Genomic DNA, 17,379 nt, shown 5'->3' with positions numbered 1-17,379 from the left:
CATCGCAGTCGGGTCCCGGTCAGTTCTCGAACTGCGCCTGGGTGGCGGCGAGCATGTCCGCGACCGACGTCGAACCCTGGTAGACGCTCACGAGGTTGTTCGGGAACGTCTCACTGATCTGGGTCCAGTTGTCGGTCGAGCGCTGCCCCTCGACGTCCGCGAAGGCGGCGTCGAACGCGGCCTGAACCTCGTCCCGGATGGACTCGTCGATCGACTCGAAGTACAGCGGCTGCGACGACGTGCGGGCGGGGTAGGACCGGCCGGACGCGGCGATGTCGTCCTGGGCGGCCTCTCCCACGAGGGAGCCGAGCACCTGGAGCGCGGCCTCCTTGTTCTCGCAGTTGGCGGAGATCCCGTAGCCCGAGCCGAGCACGAGGCTCGTCGCGCCGTCATCGCCCGCGGGCAGGTTGACCATGCCGGCGGCGAAGCCAGGGTCGTTGTTGATGTAGGAGACGGCGTTCCACGTGCCGTCGACGGCCATGGCCGCGTTGCCGGCGGCGTACTGACTCTCGCCCCAGCCGGTCTCGGAGGCCGACGGCGCCGGGTCAGCGTAGCCGTTCTCGACGAGGGACGCGTACTGCTCGGCGGCCTCGACGAAGGCCGGGTCGGTGAGGTTGAGCTCACCGTCCTCGGTGACGGGCTGGGTCCCGGAGACGGCGATCGGGATCGCCATCCACTGGAACTCCGCCATGCCCATGGCGAAGCCCTTCATGGAGTCGGTCGTCGCCCCCGCGGCGGCCGCCTCGAACTCCTCCCAGGTCCACCCGTTCTCCGGGTAGGCGGCGCCGGCCGCGTCGAAGGCGTCCTTGTTGTAATACGTGAGCATCGCCGAGACGTCGTACGGGATGCCGAGCAGCTTCCCGTCGTAGGTCATGATGTCGAGCGCGCCGTCGGTGAAGTCGGCGGGGTCGATCCCGGCCGTCTCGAGGTCGGCCTCGGTGAGCTCCATGAACGCGTCGGCGTAGCCGGACAGCCGCTGGCCGTTCATCGAGGTGATGCAGGCGACGTTGCCCGAGGACAGGTTCGTCGTCAGCTTGGTGAAGTAGTCGTTCCACGGCGCCGTCTGCAGGGAGATCTCGACGTCCGGGTTCTCCTCCTGCGCGATCGCGAGGCTGCTCTCGAGCGCGGCGATGTCGGAGTCGCTCCCCGCCCACATGTCCCAGACGATCTCAGCGGATCCGCCCGTGTCGCCGGATGCCGAGCCTGAGTCCCCCGAGCAGGCCGCCAGGGCGAGGACGGCGACGGCCGCGGTGGTGGCGACGAGAGGCTTGCGTGCCTTCATGTGAACCCCAGTTCTGTGTGATGGGTGAAACCGGACCGACGACGACGTCAGGTCCGTGGGACCGGCTCGAGGAAGACCTCGACGACCGGGTGGATGACGTCTGGCCGCACTGCCGGCAGCAACAGCGTCAGCGTCCCCGGGGGCTGGCCCCCGGGAGTCGTGTTCCAGGCCCGCTGGTCCGGGTCGATCTCGACCCGGCGGACCTCGGAGCCGTCGTGCAGCAGCTGGGCGTGCCGCACGCGCCCGGCGAGGCCAGGCAGGTGTACGTGACCGAAGGGCCACGTGAGCAGGTGGACGTACAGCCGGTCCCCGCGCTGGGTGAGCACGGTGCCGGGCGGGGCAGCGATCTCGGCCGGCCCGGCGCCGCGGACCGACCGCTCGTGCAGGCGCATCCACTCCCCGATCGCGGCGAGCGTCTCCGCGTCGCGGCGGGCGAGCGCCCCCCGGCCGTCGGGGCCGACGTTGAGCAGGACGTTGCCGCCCTTGGCGACCGAGTCGACGAGCATCCGGACGAGCAGGTCCGGCGTCTTGAAGTCGAAGTTGTCCCTGTCGTACCCCCAGGACCCGTTGAGGGTCTGGCACGCCTCCCAGAGGACGGGCTCGCCGTCGCGCTCCATGGGCGCGTCCGGCTGGTACTGCTCGGGCGTGACGAGGTCACCGGGGATCCCGAGCCGGTCGTTGACGATGATGCCCGGCTGCAGCTCACGGGTCATCGCCAGCAGCGCCTCGGCGTCCCAGTCCTCCGGGCCCTTGCCCGCCCACCCGTCGACCTCCTCGACGTAGGTGAAGTCGTAGAAGAGGTAGTCGATCCGCCCGTACCCGGTGAGAAGCTCGCGGACCTGGCCGTGCAGGTACTCGCGGTAGCGCGCCATGTCCTTGCCGGCGTTCTGCTCCCGGGCATCGGCGTCGTCGCGTCGCGGGTGGTGGTAGTCGATCGTGAAGTCGGGGTGGTGCCAGTCGATGACCGAGAAGTAGAGGCCGACGCGCAGTCCCTCGGCCCGCGCAGCGTCGACGAACTCCCGGACCAGGTCGCGGCCGCACGCGCGCACGGCGTTGTAGTCGCTGAGCGCGGTACCCCACAGGGCGAAGCCCTCGTGGTGCTTCGCGGTGAGGACGACGTACCGCATCCCTGCGTCCTTGGCGGCACGCGCGAGGGCGCGGGCGTCGAAGAGGTCAGGGTCGAAGAGCTCGGCGTACCGCTCGTACTCGGCGACGGGGGTGCGCTCGCGGGTCATCACCCACTCGTGGCGCGCGAGCATCGAGTAGAGCCCGAAGTGGACGAACATCCCGAAGCGGTCGTGGGTGAACCAGGCCGTGTGGGGCGTCGTGGGTGCACTCATGCGGAGAGCTCCGTCCCGGCCCACACGGAGCCCTCGGGGTAGACGTGGTCGACGAGTGTCGCCTCGTGCATCCGGCCGCCGCCCCCCGGCGTCGTCGGTGCGAGGTACCGCCCACGACGCACGCGCACCGGGTCGGTAAAGTGCTCGTGGAGATGGTCGACGTACTCGATGGCGCGTCCCTCGAGCGAGGCGGAGACGGCGACGTAGTCGAACATCGACAGATGCTGCACGACCTCGCACAGGCCGACCCCGCCGGCGTGCGGGCACACGGGCACGCCGAACTTGGCGGCGAGCAGGAGAATCGCGATGTTCTCGTTGACGCCGGCCACCCGGCACGCGTCGATCTGGACGACCTGGGCCCCGCCCGCCTGGAGGAGCTGCTTGAACACGACCCGGTTCTGGACGTGCTCACCGGTGGCGACCCGGATCGGGGCGATGGCCTGGGCGATCGCCGCGTGGGCGAGGATGTCGTCCGGGCTCGTCGGCTCCTCCACCCACCACGGGTCGAAGGGGCGCAGGGCGTCGATCCACCGCACCGCCTCGTCGACGCCCCACCGCTGGTTGGCGTCGACGGCCACCCGCACCCGCGGCCCGACGGCCTCGCGGGCCAGGGCCAGGCGTCGGACGTCGTCCTCGAGGTTGCCGCCGACCTTGAGCTTGATCTGCTCGAAGCCCTCGGCCACCGCCTCGCGCGAGAGCGCGACGAGCTTCTCGTCGTCGTAGCCCAGCCAGCCGGGTGTCGTCGTGTAGGCCGGGTAACCCTCCGCGAGGAGGTGCGCCGTGCGCTCGGCACGCCCGGGGACGGCAGCCCGGAGGATGTCCAGCGCCTCGTCCCGGTCCAGGGCGTCCTCGAGGTAGCGGAAGTCGACAAGGTCGACGAGCTCCTCGGGGCTCAGGCCGGCGAGGAGCTGCCACAGCGGCAGCCCTGCGCGGCGCGCCCGCAGGTCCCACAGCGCGTTGACGACGGCGCCGATCGCCATGTGCATGACGCCCTTCTCGGGCCCGAGCCACCGCAGCTGGCTGTCGTGGACCAGCTCGCGCCACAGGTCACCGAGGTCGGCGAGCACCTCCTCGGTGGGCCGGCCCACGACGTACCCCTCGAGCGCGCGCACGGCCGCCGCCTGGACGTCGTTGCCGCGGCCGATCGTGAACACGAAGCCGTACCCGCAGTCCCCGTCGGAGGTGCGGACGCGGACGTAGGCGGCCGAGTAGTCGGGGTCGGGGTTCATGGCGTCGGAGCCGTCGAGCTCCCGCGAGGTGGGGAACCGCAGGTCGGTGACCTCGACGGCGGACAGGGTGCTCATGACGACCTCTCGTGACGCCGGGCGACATCGCTCCGGCCAGATGTGGTTAAGACATCGGATGTTAGTGAAGCATATGGGACGGAACCGGCCAACCAACTGCACTGTTCCGCACTCTGGGATGACACACACATAGGACAGATCGGACCTCTGCTTACGCTCGCCGGCGGAGGACGGGCCGCAGCTCCGGGTCCGGGGCGTCCGGGTCGAATGGGTACATGGGTCGCACGATCCGGTGGTGACCAAGCCGCAGGAGGTCCTGGTCGACGCCGCCGGGCGTGAGCGCCATGCGCCAGTCCGCCGCCATGTCGTAGAGCTCCGGCTCGAGGTACCCGATCTTCACGAGGACGACGTCGGCATTGCAGGGGTCGAGCCCGAGGTCGGTGAAGTCGGCGACGTGGTGGTAGGGCTTGCGCCGTTCGGTGACGACGGCGTGGACGGCACCCTGACGCAGCACGACGACGGTGCCCGCGACGGGGTCGCCGGGGGTGATGGAGACGACCTCGGCGCGCATCGGCACCGGGCCGCGGTAGCGCCCGTCGACCCGTCCGCCGACCGCGACGTCGACCGTGGCCCCCACCCCGGCCTCGACGGCTGTCGCGACGGCCGCCGGGTCGAAGGTGCTCGCGTGGATGACGGCCCGGCCGGGCTCCTGGAGCTCCGGGTGCGCCAGCAGCTCACCGAGGGTCCACGACACGTCTCCGGCGCCACCCGCCGTCGGGTTGTCCCCCGAGTCGGAGATGACGTAGGGGCGCGGCGCGTCCGCGGGCCGGTCCAGGGCCAGGCGCAGGCACTCGTCGAGCGTCCCGACGGGTGCGACGAAGGCGAAGTCGCGCCGGGCGTCCCACAGCCCCCGGGCGAGAGCAGCGGCCTCGGCGGTGATGACGTCGGGGTCGTCGCCGGTGACGACGACGGCCATCTGGCAGCGGGGCTCGTCCGCCCAGGCGTAGCCGATCCAGATCGAGGCGTCGAGGACGCCGTCACGCGCCTCGACGTGCGGCAGCCGCTCGTACAGACCCTTGGCCGGCTCGAGGCGGGTGCTCGTCTTCTCCCCGGGCAGCAGGACGGGGACCTGGACCCACGCCTGCCAGGGGCGCCGTGCGAGCGGGTCGCTGCCGCCGGGCCCGCGCAGCCGGGCCAGGAGGTTGTGGACGGCGCGCTCCTTGGTGTTCCACGCGTCCTCGTGCGGGGCCATGCGGTAGCAGGTGAGGAGGTCGACGGCTTCGGACAGCTCGGGCGAGACGTTGCCGTGCAGGTCCATCGACGCCGAGACGAGGGTGTCGGGGCCCAGCGCTTCGCGCACCGCCGTCGCGAGGTCACCCTCGGCGTCGTCCATGCCGACGACGCTCATGGCACCGTGGATGTCGAGGAAGAGGCCGTCGAGGGCACCGTGCTCGGCGACCTCGGCCTCGATCCGGGCGACGATCTCGTCGCGCATCGCGCGGTAGACCTCGGGGTCGACGGCGCCGCCAGGCAGCGAGCGGCCGTGGAGGAACGGGACCCAGGAGGCCGCGGTCCACAGCTCCGCGTCGTCGTCGGCGAGGAACGGGTAGTACGCCCGGAGCTCCGCCCCGCGGCGCACCGTGAAGGCCTCCCACCCGGAGACGTGGGGGGAGAAGGTGCTCGACTCGATCGAGATCCCGGCGATGCCGATGCGCGGGCGGGCGAGCCCGTCGGCCGCCACGGGCGGCAGGGGCGGGCACCAGACCTCGGAGGCGAGGGGGATCTCCGTACCGTCGGCGGACGCGATCGTCGGGCTCATGCGTGGACCTCCGCGGGGATCTGGACGGCGTGCATCCCGCCGTCGACGTGGACGACCGTGCCCGTGACGCCGGCGCTGAGCCCGGACGCGAGGTAGAGGACCGCACCGGCGACCTCCGCAGGCTCGACGAGGCGGCGGGTGGGCTGCCGGTGACGCAGCCGGGCCTCCTCCGCCGCCGGGTCGGCCGCCTGGGCGAGCAGGCGCTGCACCCACGGGGTGTTGACCGTGCCCGGGCTGACGGCGTTGACCCGGATGCCCTCACCGACGTGGTCGGCTGCCATCGCGCGGGTCAGCGCGAGGACGGCGCCCTTGGACGCCGAGTAGGCCGCCCGCTGGACGAGGCCGACGTGGGCGGCGATGGAGCACATCGTCACGACCGCCGGCGCCGGGGAGCGCCGCAGGTGCGGCAGGGCCGCGGCGGTCGTCCGCGCGATCCCGACGACGTTGACGTCGAGCACCCGCAGGAACGTCGCCGCGTCGGTGTCCTCGACCGTGCCCGTGGCGCCGATGCCGGCGTTGCTGACGAGCACGTCGATGCCCCCGAGGGTGGCGGCGACGTCCGCGACGGCGGCACGGACGGCGTCGTCGTCGGTGACGTCGCAGGCGACGGCGTGGCCCGTGACGCCCGTGACGTCGCGGTCGAGGACCGCCACGCGGGCCCCGGCGGCGGCGAGGTGCTGCGCCGTCACGGCGCCGATACCGGACGCCCCGCCGGTGACGACGGCGACGCGGCCGGTGAGGTCGGCGGCGCTCATGCCTGGACCAGCCGCTGGCGCTGGGCGCCCAGGCCCTCGATCTCGAGCTCGACGACGTCACCGGCACGCAGGTAGGGCGTGTCCGGCAGGCCGAGGGCGACGCCCGCGGGCGTCCCGGTGTTCACGACGTCCCCCGGCTCGAGGACCATGAACTGGCTGAGGTACCGGACGCACTCGAGGACGTCGAAGATCATCGTCGCCGTGGTGCCGTTCTGCCGCGTGACGCCGTTGACGCTCAGCGTCATCCGGAGGTCCTGCGGGTCGGCGACCTCCTCGGCCGGCACCAGGTAGGGGCCGAAGGGGTTGAAGGTCTCGCAGCTCTTGCCCTTGTCCCACTGCCCGCCGCGCTCGAGCTGGAACTCGCGCTCGGAGACGTCGTGCGAGGTGGCGTACCCGGCGATGACCCCGGCCGCCTCCTCCCGGGAGCCGAGGTAGCGCGCGCGCCGCCCGATGACGACGCCGAGCTCGACCTCCCAGTCGGTCTTCGTCGAGCCGCGGGGCACGAGCACGTCGTCGTGGGGGCCGACCATGGTGTTCGGCGCCTTCATGAACACGACGGGCTCGGCGGGGATGGCGGCACCGGTCTCGGCCGCGTGGTCGCGGTAGTTGAGGCCGATGCACACGATGGTGCCGGGGCGGGCGATAGGCGCACCGAGACGCTGGCCGGTGATGTCGCGCTCGGGCAGCATCCCGTCGGCGAGGGCCGCGCGTACCCGGTCGACCGGGCCGGACGCGAGGAAGGGGCCGTCGATGTCGGCCGTCACCGGCCGCAGGTCACGCACGACCGTCCGGTCACCCTCGACGACCTCGACGGCGGGCAGCTCCCGGCCGATCTCTCCCACACGCAGGAACCTCATGACCCACCTTTCCGCCGGGCACCGTGCCCGACGCGCGACACGCTAGCCATCCGATGTCCCTTGAGGCAAGTGCCTCGGTTTGGCCTGATTCGCTCACTCCCCCTCGGGGAACGCTCAAAGACATCCGAGGTGTGGCTAGTATGCAGCCGTGCCACTGCCGCTACCCACGTTCCGTGCCCTCGCCCTGCCCGGCCCGCTCCTCGGCGTCGACATCGGAGGGTCGAGCGCAAAGATCGTGCTCGTGCCCCGCGCCGCCGACGGCACGCTCGGCGAACCCGTCGAGCAGCGGCGCTGGCCGCTCGCCCCGGGAGCCGGCGTACCGGAGCTGCTCGACGAGCTCCGCCGGGTGGCCGGCCGGACGCCCGTCGGCGGGGTCGGGCTGTCGGTCCCCGGCGTCGTCGACTCGAGCGGCAGCCACGTCGTCCGCGCGACCAACGTGCCGTGGCTCGAGGGCCCGGGACTGCTCCCACGGGTCTCCGACGCGCTCGACGCCCCGGTGACCTTGGTCAACGACGGTGAGGCCTTCGCCCTCGCCGAGGCCCGGCTCGGGCCAGGGGCGGACCACGACGACGTCCTCGTGCTCGCCCTGGGCACCGGCGTCGCCGGCGCCCACGTCGTCCACGGGCGTGTGCGCCGCGGCGCACACGGCGCTGCCGGCGAGCTCGGCCACCTCGCCCTCGACCCTGGCGGCCCGATGTGCTCGTGCGGTCAGCGCGGGTGCCTCGAGACCTCGATCGGCGCTGCCAACCTCGCGCGACGCTGGCGGGAGGCAGGCGGCCCGGCGAACGGCGACGCCGAGGCGCTGGCGGACGCTACCCGGACTGGCGACGCGACTGCTGTGTCCGTCACGCGGCAGGCCAACCACGCCTTCGCGCGAGCCCTCCTCCACGCGGTCACACTTCTCGACCCGGGTCTTGTCGTCGTCGGGGGTGGACTCGCCCAGGCTCCCGACGTCTACGTCGAGCCCGCCGTCGCGCTGGCCAGAGAGTGGGCGACGTTCCAGACCGTCCCTGCCGTGCTCCCGGCAGCGCTCGGAGCCTGGGCTGGCGCTCGCGGCGCCGCGCTCGCAGCAGCCCGCTGACTACACCCGCCCCGGCGCGGCTCGGTCCGAGCGGAGCCCGGCGACGGCGGCGGCCGCCGCGGCGACGAGAGCCGGGTCGGTGACCTCGTAACCTGCAGGTCCGCCCCCGGGGCCGGCCGGACCGGCGTCCGTCACCAGCCGCCGGGCGGACAGGTGGACGGCCGACACACCGGCGGCCGCGAGCCTCGGGACGTCGGCAACGCTGACGCCACCACCGGCCATCACCTGCACCCGCCCCTCGGCCGCGGTGACCATGCGGGCCAAGGTGTCCACGCCGTCGACGGCCGTGACGCCACCCCCGGAGGTGAGGACGCGGGTGACCCCCAGATCGGCGAGGCGACCCATGACGGCGGCGGGGTCGGGCAGGACGTCGACACAGCGGTGGACAGTCACCTCCAGCCCCTCGGCGGCCTCCTGAAGGGCCCGCACCGCGTGGCGGTCGAGGGCGTCGTCGCGGGTCAGCGCCCCGACCACGACCCCGGACGCACCGACGTCGACCACCGCCTCGATGTCCCGGACCATGAGGGACACCTCGGTGGCGGAGAAGCGGAAGTCGCCGGCGCGCGGCCGGACGAGTACGTGGACGGGCACGCCCGTGGCCACGCAGGCCTCGACCATCCCGATGCTCGGCGTGAGGCCGCCGAGGCCGAGGGCGGTGCAGAGCTCCACGCGGTCCGCGCCGGCCTCGAGCGCGACCTGAGCGCCCGTGGCGTCCTGCACCGCGACCTCGAGCTCCATCTCAGATGACGCCCTGGGCGAGCATGGCGTCGGCGACCTTGATGAAGCCGGCGATGTTCGCGCCGACGACGTAGTCGCCCGGGCGGCCGTACTCGTCGGCCGTGGCGGCGCAGCGCGCGTGGACGTCGCGCATGATGTCCGCGAGCCGCTCCTCGGTGTACTCGAAGGTCCACGCGTCGCGGCTGGCGTTCTGCTGCATCTCGAGCGCGGACGTCGCGACGCCGCCGGCGTTGGCCGCCTTGCCCGGGCCGAAGAGCGTGCCCGCCTCCTGGAAGAGGCGCAGCGCCTCGGGGGTGGTGGGCATGTTGGCGCCCTCGGCGACGGCGACGACGCCGTTGGTCAGGAGCGTGCGGGCGTCCTTCTCGTCGAGCTCGTTCTGGGTGGCGCAGGGCAGCGCGACGTCGGTGGGGACGTCCCAGATCGAGCCGTCGGTCACGAGGCGGGCGCCGGGGCGGCGGGCGACGTAGTCCTTGGCGCGGCCGCGGTCGACGAGCTTGACCTCCTTGAGCAGCTCGAGGTCGATCCCCGCCTCGTCGACGACGTAGCCGGAGGAGTCGGAGAAGGCGATGGCCGTGGCGCCGAGCTGGGTGGCCTTCTCGATGGCGAAGATCGCGACATTGCCGGAGCCGGACACGGTGACCTTGCGGCCGTCGAGGCTCTCGCCCTTGGTCGCGAGCATCTCGTTGGCGAAGAGGACGGTGCCGTAGCCGGTGGCCTCGGTGCGCACGAGCGAGCCGCCCCAGCTGATGCCCTTGCCGGTGAGGACGCCGGACTCGTAGCGGTTGGTGATGCGCTTGTACTGGCCGAAGAGGTAGCCGATCTCGCGCTGGCCCACGCCGATGTCACCGGCGGGGACGTCGGTGTACTCACCGAGGTGGCGGTAGAGCTCGGTCATGAAGGACTGGCAGAAGCGCATGATCTCGTTCGTGCTGCGACCACGGGGGTCGAAGTCCGAGCCGCCCTTGCCGCCACCGATCGGCATGCCGGACAGGGCGTTCTTGAAGATCTGCTCGAAGCCGAGGAACTTGACGATGCCGAGGTAGACCGAGGGGTGGAAGCGCAGCCCGCCCTTGTACGGGCCGAGGGCGGAGTTGTACTCCACGCGGAAGCCGCGGTTGATGCGCACCCGGCCGGCGTCGTCGACCCACGGGACCCGGAAGATGATCTGCCGCTCGGGCTCGCACAGGCGCTCCAGCACGGCGGCGTCCACGTAGCGCGGGTTCTTGCGGAGCACGGGCCCCAGGGAGTCGAAGACCTCGCGGACGGCCTGGTGGAACTCGGCCTCGCCGGGGTTGCGGCGAAGGACCTCCTCGTAGGCGTGCTCGAGCTGCTGTTCCATGGACCACTCCTTCATCTGGACATACAGGTCCCGGCGGGTGCGCCGGGGGTGGGGCTCAGCCGAAGTAGGCGGGGAGGGTCGCCGTGGCGGCCTCCCGCAGCTCGCTGAGCGGCAGCGTGCCGACACCCTCGATGTCGAGCACGGGACGTCCCTCGTGGGACTCGGGGCCGGTGTCGTCGGTCGTGCCGATACGCAGCAGGGGTACGCCGCGGGCGGTGCACAGGTCCTGGAGGTGGACCTCCTGGCTGCGCGGGACGGAGACGACGGCGCGGGCACCGCTCTCCGAGAAGAGCGCGGTGGCGAGGTCGACGCCGTCGCGCTCGCACAGCCCGCCCAGGTCGACGCGCGCGCCGACGTCGAAGCGCAGGCACGAGTCGACGAGCGCCTGGAGCAGGCCACCGGCCGACAGGTCGTGGGCGGACTCGACGATCCGGTCGCGGGAGGCGTTGACGAGCACCTCCGCGAGGCGCCGCTCGGCCGCGAGGTCGACGGCGGGCGGCCGCCCACCGAGGTGGCCGTGGACGACGTCGGCCCACGCGGAGCCGGACAGCTCCTCGGCGGTGGTGCCGAGCAGGTAGACGGTGCGCCCGGGCGCCGTCCAGCCCGAACGGGTGGCGCGGGTGACGTCGTCGATCACGCCGAGCACGCCGACGACGGGGGTCGGGTTGATCGACGAGTCGATCCGGCCGGGCTCGCCCGTGCCGTTGTACAGGGAGACGTTGCCGCCGGTGACGGGCACGCCGAGCTCGGCGCAGGCATCGGCCAGGCCGGTGATGGCCTGGACGAGCTGCCACATCGCGTCCGGGTCCTCGGGGGAGCCGAAGTTGAGGCAGTCGGTGACGGCGGTGGGCTGGGCGCCCACGGTGGCGACGTTCCGGTAGGCCTCGGCGAGCGCCTGCTGGGCCCCGCTGTAGGGGTCGAGCTTGGTGAAGCGGCCGTTGGCGTCGGTACTGATCGCCACGCCCAGGCCGGTGGCCTCGTCGACGCGGACCACGCCGGCGTCGTCGGGCTGGGCGAGGGCGGTGTTGCCCTGGACGTAGCGGTCGTACTGGTCGGTGACCCACGACTTGCTCGCGAGGTTGGGCGAGGCGACCAGGCGCAGCGCCTGCTCGCGCAGCTCCTCGGGCGACGTCGGGCGGGGCAGCCGCTCGGCGTCGTCGGCGTTGAGCGCGTCCTGCCAGGCGGGGCGCGCGTACGGACGGTCGTAGACGGGGCCCTCGTGCGCGACGGTGCGCGGGTCGACGTCGACGATCCGCTCGCCGTGGTGGTCGATGACGAGGCGGCCGGTGTCGGTGACCTCGCCGATGACGGAGGCCTCGACGTTCCAGCGGCCGGTGATCGCGAGGAACTCCTCGAGCCGGTCGGGCCGCACGACGGCCATCATCCGCTCCTGCGACTCCGACATGAGGATCTCGCCGGCCGTCAGCTCCTCACGGAGCAGGACGTTCTCGAGGTGGACGTGCATGCCGCCGTCGCCGTTGGAGGCGAGCTCGGAGGTGGCGCAGGAGATGCCGGCCGCGCCGAGGTCCTGGATGCCCTCGACGACGCCCGCCGCGAAGAGCTCGAGGCAGCACTCGATGAGGACCTTCTCCATGAAGGGGTCCCCGACCTGGACGGCGGGCCGCTTGGTGGGGCCCTCGCCGGTGAAGGTCTCGCTCGCGAGGATCGAGGCGCCGCCGATGCCGTCGCCGCCGGTGCGCGCGCCGAAGAGGACGACCTGGTTGCCGACGCCCGAGGCGTTGGCGAGGTGGATGTCCTCGTGGCGCAGCACGCCCACGCACAGCGCGTTGACGAGCGGGTTGGTCTGGTAGGAGGCGTCGAACTCGGTCTCGCCGCCGATGTTGGGCAGGCCGAGGCAGTTGCCGTAGAACCCGACGCCGGAGACGACGCCGTGGACGACGCGGGCGGTGTCGGGGTGGTCGATGGCCCCGAAGCGCAGCTGGTCCATGACGGCGACGGGGCGGGCGCCCATCGAGATGATGTCGCGGACGATGCCGCCGACGCCGGTCGCGGCGCCCTGGTGGGGCTCGACGAAGCTCGGGTGGTTGTGGGACTCGACCTTGAAGGTCACCGCCCAGCCGTCGCCGATGTCGACGACGCCGGCGTTCTCGCCGATGCCGACGAGCAGGTGCTCGCGCATCGCCTCGGTGGTCTTGTCCCCGAACTGGCGCAGGTGGATCTTGGAGGACTTGTACGAGCAGTGCTCGGACCACATGACCGAGTACATGGCGAGCTCGGCGGCCGTGGGGCGGCGGCCGAGGATCTCGACGATCCGCTGGTACTCGTCGTCCTTGAGTCCGAGGTCCCGGTAGGGGAGGGTGTGGTCCGGCGTGGCCGCGGCGTGCGCGACGGTGTCGGACTGGTGCGCGTCAGACATGAGCTCCCCGTAATGGGACGGCAAAGGAAGGCACGGCGGACAATCTACAGGGCCGTGGGGCGGGTGGTTGAGGCGGCCACCAGGCGGACCTGTGCAGCCGGCAGGGTCGTCGTTGCTCCACAGGTCCGGTCCGGGGTGATGTTACCCACAGGTCGAGGGGCACTTTTCCGCGCCATGCCGCGGGAATGTCGGTGGTCGGTCCTAGCCTGAAGACATGTCCAGCACCGACGCGACCGGCCCCGGCACACCGCCCGCGGTGGAGCTGGGCGCGGCCGAGGTCGCTGCGATGCGGCAGCTGGTCGAGCAGCTCGACCCGGGCCGGCAGGACCTCAGCGAGGCCGAGTGCATCGACCTCCTCCGCGAGCTCGAGGACCTCAAGGCCGCGGCGGCCGGTGCGCAGGCCGCGGTCACGGCCCACCTGTCACAGCTGCGGCTGGATGCCGAGCAGGCCGCCGGGGTCCCGGCCGAGCGTCGCGGTCGGGGCCTGGCGAGCGAGGTGGCCCTGGCCCGCCGGCTCTCCCCGCACCACGGTGGCCGGCACCTGGGCATGGCCCGCGCCCTGCGCGAGGACATGCCGTGCACGCTCGCGGCCCTGCGCCGCGGCGAGCTCAGCGAGTGGCGGGCCACCCTCCTCGTGCGGGAGACCATCTGCCTCGGCGCGGAGGAGCGTCGCGCGCTCGACGCCCGGCTGTGGGAGGACCCGGCGCGGGTGGCCGAGATGGGCGACCGGGCACTCGTGGCGGAGGCCAAGCGCCTCGCCTACCGGCTCGACCCGCACAGCGTCGTCGAGCGTGCCGCCCGCGCCGAGCGGGAGCGCTTCGTCAGCATCCGCCCCGCACCGGACACGATGGCCTACCTCACCGCCCTGCTGCCCGTCGCGCAGGCAGTCGCGGCCCACGCCTCGCTGGGCGCGGCCGCCGACTCCGCGCGGGCCGCCGGGGACGCGCGCGGGCGCGGGCAGGTCATGGCCGACACCCTCGTCGCCCGCCTCACCGGCAGCGATGCCGAGGTCCCCGCCCAGGTGCAGCTCCAGCTCGTCATGACCGACCAGGCCCTGGCGGGCGGGGACGAGCCCGCGTCCGTGCCGGAGCACGGCACGGTCCCCGCCGGCTGGGCCCGCGATCTCCTGCGCCGGGCCCTCGCCGACGAGGGCAGCTGCGGGGTCTGGGTGCGTCGCCTGTTCACCGACCCGGCCGGCCACCTCGTCGCCATGGAGTCCCGCTCCCGCCACGCACCGCCCGGCCTGGCCCACTACATCGCCACCCGGGACGCCGGCCGGTGCCGCAGCCGGTGGTGCGACGCCCCTGTGCGGCACATCGACCACGTCGTCGACCACGCCCGGGGCGGCGCTACCGAGGAGGAGAACCTCGGCGGCCGGTGCGAGCGCTGCAACCAGGACAAGGCCGCGCCCGGCTGGAGCGCGGTCCCGCTCGGCAGGGGCAGCCCGGGCGGCCCCCGGGCCGGACCGGTCATCGAGACCTGCACGCCCACGGGCCACGTCTACACCTCCCGGCCGCCGCGGCTCCCGAACACGGGATGAGCCACGCAACCGGCCAGCACGACGCGTGGGTCCGTCCCGCGCGGGCGCCGGCAGGGGCGCCCGCGCGGGGGTCTGTCAGCCGAGCCGCTCCGGCAGGGCCCGGCGGCGCCGCTGGTGCGTCTCGGCCTCCTCCTGACGAGCGCGCTCCACCCCAGAGGCGATCGGCGCGCGCAGGTGCTCGGGGGTGTAGCCGAAGGCGTCGACGAGATCGACGGCGTGGGGCCGCAGCCGCACCAGCAGCCGGTTGATGTAGCCGGTGATGACGCGGGCGCGCTGCGCGGTGAGGCGCCCGTTGACGAGGTACCAGGCGAGGTTCCGCTCGATGCGCTCGAGGCCGTAGAGGTCGCGCAGCCAGGTGAGGACCTGGCGCGTCGTCCCGGCGGGCACTTGGTCGAGCGTCGCGGTGAAGGCCTCCCACTGGAGGAGCTCCGCGTGCGCGCGGGCGGCGCCGATGAGGGCATCCTGGTGCTCGTTGAAGACGGCGGCGGCCTTCTCCGGCGGCGCGTCCTTGACCTCACGCAGCGCGCCGGCGATCTCGGCGACCATCGTCTCGACGCGGTCCTCGAGCAGCTCGCGCTGTACCTCGGGGTCGCGCAGCTGGCCCGCCGAGCGAGCCTTGGAGCCGGAGTCGAGCACCGACTGCGCCGCGCGGCGCAGCGGGGTGCGGTGCAGCGCCATGTCACCGGCGCGGGCGGCGACGTACCGGGCCGCCCCTGCGATGTCGATCTTCGCCATCGCCCGCCCGTAGTCGGTGAGCAGACGCTTGCCCACGAGCTGGAGGAGGACGTTGTTGTCACCCTCGAAGGTCGCGTAGACGTCGAAGTCCTGCCGCCAGGTCACAAGCCGGTTCTCGGCCATGTACCCGGCACCGCCGCAGGCCTCCCGCGACTCCTGGATCGCCTCGAGCGCCAACCACGTCGCCGTCGGCTTGAAGGCGGCGGCGAGGGTCTCGAGGTCCTGACGGGACTCGTCGTCGTCGTGCTCGCCGTTGAAGACCCCGTGGAAGCGCTCGAGGAGGACACCCTGGGCGAGGGTGGCCGCGTAGGTGCGCGCGACGAGCGGCAGCAGCCGGCGCTGGTGGCGCTGGTAGTCCAGCAGCGTGACCTCACGGTGCTCGTCGGCACCGGTGAACTGGCGCCGCTCGTCGCCGTAGCGGACCGCGATCGCGAGCGCCGCCTTGCTCACCCCGACGGCGGCACCGCCGAGCGAGACCCGACCCTGGACGAGGGTCCCGAGCATGGTGAAGAAGCGCCGCCCCTTGCTCTCGATGGGCGAGGAGTAGGTGCCGTCGGGGGCGACGTCGCCGTAGCGGCGCAGGAGGTTCTCGCGGGGGACGCGGACGTGGTCGAACCACAGCTGGCCGTTGTCCACGCCGTTGAGCCCGCCCTTGGGGCCGTCGTCCTTGCCACCGATGCCCGGCAGGAAGGTGAGCTCACCGTCGTCGCCGCGCTCACGCAGGGGCACGTAGAAGGCGTGGACGCCGTGGTTGCGACCCTGCGTGTAGAGCTGGGCGAAGACGACGGCGGCGATCCCGTGGAGAGCGGCGTTGCCGATGTACTCCTTGCGGGCCGAGGGGAAGGGGGTGTGGAGGACGAACTCCTCGGTCGCGGGGTCGTAGGTGGCGGTCGTGGCGATGGACGCGACGTCCGAGCCGTGCCCCACCTCGGTCATCGCGAAGCAGCCGGGCACCTCGAGCCGCATGATCGGCGGCAGCAGGCGGGCGTGCTGCTCGGGCACGCCGAGGTGCTGGACGGCCGAGCCGAACAGTCCCCACTGGACGCCGCCCTTGATCTGGAGCGAGGGGTCGGACAGGAAGAGCTCCTCGAAGCCGGCGAGGTTGCCGCCCGGGTCTCCCCCGCCACCGACCTCCTTCGGGAAGCCGCGCAGCACCTCGCTGCGGCCGACGAGCTCGCGCAGCTGCCACATGACGCGCTCGCGGTGCTCGGCGACCGTCTGGTCGGGCAGGCGCTGGAAGTCGGGCTCGAGGGCGAGGTCGCGCGAGGCGCGGCGCTGCTCGCGCCAGCGGCCGTCCAGCAGGTCCCCGACGGCGCGCCGGTCGAAGGCCTCCCCGGGGCCGACGGCGGTGTCCGGGCTCGGCGCCGACGTCGCGACCGTCACCGGCCGGGCGGCCTCGGGCAGGTCGGGCAGGTCCGGTGCCGCGGGGCGGGCCGAGCGCTCGCGGTGGACGGCGTCGTCCTCACGGGGGGTGGTCGTCGTGGTCATGTCGGGTCTCCGATCGCGTCGTCGGTCTCGGTACGGGTGCTGGCGTTGCGGGAGCGGCGGGCGACGCCCATCGCCCCCGTCCACAGCCAGTCGGTGATGTGGGCCGCGAGCTCGGCGCGGTCCATGGTGGCGATGTCGCTCTCGACGGCGGGAGCGCCGTCCTCGGCGGGGGGTGGGGTGTCGGCGCCGCGGGCGGCGATCCAGCGCTCGGCGGCGCTGCGGACGTGGCCCACGACCCCGGCACCCCACAGGGCGGCCAGCGCGTGGTCCTCCTCCGCCGCGCCGCCGCCGTGGCGGAGCACGGGCAGCAGCGCCGCGGCGACGATGTCCTCGATCTCCGCGACGAAGCCGCGCAACGCCCCGGCGGTGGCCGTGGCCTCGGGCTGGGTGACGAAGGCGTAGACCGCGGCGGAGGACTCGACGATGCCGAGGTAGACGTCGACCATCGCGGCGATGCGGTCCCGCGGGCGGGTGACCCGCTCGCTCACCTCGCCGAGCGCCCCGCGCAGGTCCTCGATGACCGCGGCGCCCACGGCGCTCTGCAGCCCTGACTTGTCGGTGAAGTAGCGGTAGATGATCGACTTCGAGGTCCCGATCTCCGCGGCGAGGTCGTCCATCGACAGGTCCGGCCCGCGGTGGTGCACCGCCCGGCGGGCGGCGTGCACGAGCTCGGCGCGCCGTGAGCTGCGGTGCTCGGCCCATCGGGCGTCACGACCGTCGACGCGCACGTCGTCCTCGGCAGGTGTGCTCGGCATCACGAAACCGAGAGTATCAGGTACTCTCG

13 protein-coding genes are annotated in these 17,379 nt (G+C 73.0%); 2 read left to right on the top strand and 11 right to left on the bottom strand.

What is annotated here, in order from left to right; all coding sequences use genetic code 11:
• Positions 1-19: 19 nt before the first annotated feature.
• The 6 genes from AA0005_RS02885 to AA0005_RS02860 form a co-directional block, all read right to left on the bottom strand.
• Positions 20-1,282: an ABC transporter substrate-binding protein gene (locus tag AA0005_RS02885; RefSeq protein WP_413451928.1), complete on the bottom strand. Its 1,263-nt coding sequence runs from the start codon at positions 1,280-1,282 to the stop codon at positions 20-22.
• 47 nt (positions 1,283-1,329) lie between these two features.
• A complete protein-coding gene (locus AA0005_RS02880; RefSeq protein WP_413451927.1) occupies positions 1,330-2,622 on the bottom strand; it encodes an alpha-L-fucosidase in 1,293 nt (430 codons plus the stop codon).
• Positions 2,619-3,926 carry an enolase C-terminal domain-like protein gene (locus AA0005_RS02875; RefSeq protein ID WP_413451926.1) on the bottom strand — a complete coding sequence of 436 codons (1,308 nt, stop codon included), beginning with the start codon at positions 3,924-3,926 and terminating at the stop codon, positions 2,619-2,621. Before AA0005_RS02875 ends, AA0005_RS02880 begins: the two co-directional genes overlap by 4 nt.
• Before the next feature lie 151 nt (positions 3,927-4,077).
• Positions 4,078-5,685 (bottom strand): M81 family metallopeptidase, encoded by a 1,608-nt coding sequence (locus AA0005_RS02870; RefSeq protein WP_413451925.1) that lies wholly within the window; start codon positions 5,683-5,685, stop codon positions 4,078-4,080.
• The gene (locus AA0005_RS02865) at positions 5,682-6,440 is read right to left on the bottom strand and encodes an SDR family NAD(P)-dependent oxidoreductase (RefSeq protein ID WP_413451924.1); all 759 of its coding nucleotides are present in this window, start codon (positions 6,438-6,440) and stop codon (positions 5,682-5,684) included. Before AA0005_RS02865 ends, AA0005_RS02870 begins: the two co-directional genes overlap by 4 nt.
• Positions 6,437-7,297, bottom strand: a complete 861-nt coding sequence (locus AA0005_RS02860; protein WP_413451923.1) for a fumarylacetoacetate hydrolase family protein — start codon at positions 7,295-7,297, stop codon at positions 6,437-6,439. The genes AA0005_RS02865 and AA0005_RS02860 overlap by 4 nt, the downstream gene beginning before the upstream one ends.
• Positions 7,298-7,445: 148 nt before the next feature.
• Between AA0005_RS02860 and AA0005_RS02855 the strand changes: the two genes are divergently transcribed.
• A complete protein-coding gene (locus AA0005_RS02855; protein ID WP_413451922.1) occupies positions 7,446-8,378 on the top strand; it encodes an ROK family protein in 933 nt (310 codons plus the stop codon).
• On the opposite strand, the gene AA0005_RS02850 is transcribed toward AA0005_RS02855, so the two are convergent.
• From AA0005_RS02850 to purL, 3 genes are read right to left on the bottom strand one after another with little or no spacing between them, the layout of a single operon-like run.
• Positions 8,379-9,116, bottom strand: a complete 738-nt coding sequence (locus AA0005_RS02850) for a copper homeostasis protein CutC (protein WP_413451921.1) — start codon at positions 9,114-9,116, stop codon at positions 8,379-8,381.
• A gap of 1 nt (position 9,117) precedes the next feature.
• Positions 9,118-10,455 (bottom strand): NADP-specific glutamate dehydrogenase, encoded by a 1,338-nt coding sequence (gene gdhA / locus AA0005_RS02845; RefSeq protein ID WP_413451920.1) that lies wholly within the window; start codon positions 10,453-10,455, stop codon positions 9,118-9,120.
• 55 nt (positions 10,456-10,510) lie between these two features.
• Positions 10,511-12,832, bottom strand: a complete 2,322-nt coding sequence (gene purL / locus AA0005_RS02840) for a phosphoribosylformylglycinamidine synthase subunit PurL (RefSeq protein ID WP_413451919.1) — start codon at positions 12,830-12,832, stop codon at positions 10,511-10,513.
• 214 nt (positions 12,833-13,046) lie between these two features.
• On the opposite strand from purL, the gene AA0005_RS02835 reads away from it, so the two are divergent.
• Positions 13,047-14,372 (top strand): DUF222 domain-containing protein, encoded by a 1,326-nt coding sequence (locus AA0005_RS02835; protein WP_413451918.1) that lies wholly within the window; start codon positions 13,047-13,049, stop codon positions 14,370-14,372.
• 75 nt (positions 14,373-14,447) lie between these two features.
• Here the strand turns inward: AA0005_RS02835 and AA0005_RS02830 are convergent, their stop codons facing one another.
• Together AA0005_RS02830 and AA0005_RS02825 are read right to left on the bottom strand one after the other, a co-directional pair.
• Positions 14,448-16,595 (bottom strand): acyl-CoA dehydrogenase, encoded by a 2,148-nt coding sequence (locus AA0005_RS02830; RefSeq protein WP_413451917.1) that lies wholly within the window; start codon positions 16,593-16,595, stop codon positions 14,448-14,450.
• Positions 16,592-17,350 carry a TetR/AcrR family transcriptional regulator gene (locus tag AA0005_RS02825; protein ID WP_413451916.1) on the bottom strand — a complete coding sequence of 253 codons (759 nt, stop codon included), beginning with the start codon at positions 17,348-17,350 and terminating at the stop codon, positions 16,592-16,594. The genes AA0005_RS02830 and AA0005_RS02825 overlap by 4 nt, the downstream gene beginning before the upstream one ends.
• Positions 17,351-17,379 lie beyond the last annotated feature (29 nt).

It is taken from the genome of Georgenia phoenicis (assembly GCF_047302425.1).
Lineage (GTDB): Bacteria > Actinomycetota > Actinomycetes > Actinomycetales > Actinomycetaceae > Oceanitalea.
This window is presented reverse-complemented; position numbering and strand designations above follow the sequence as displayed.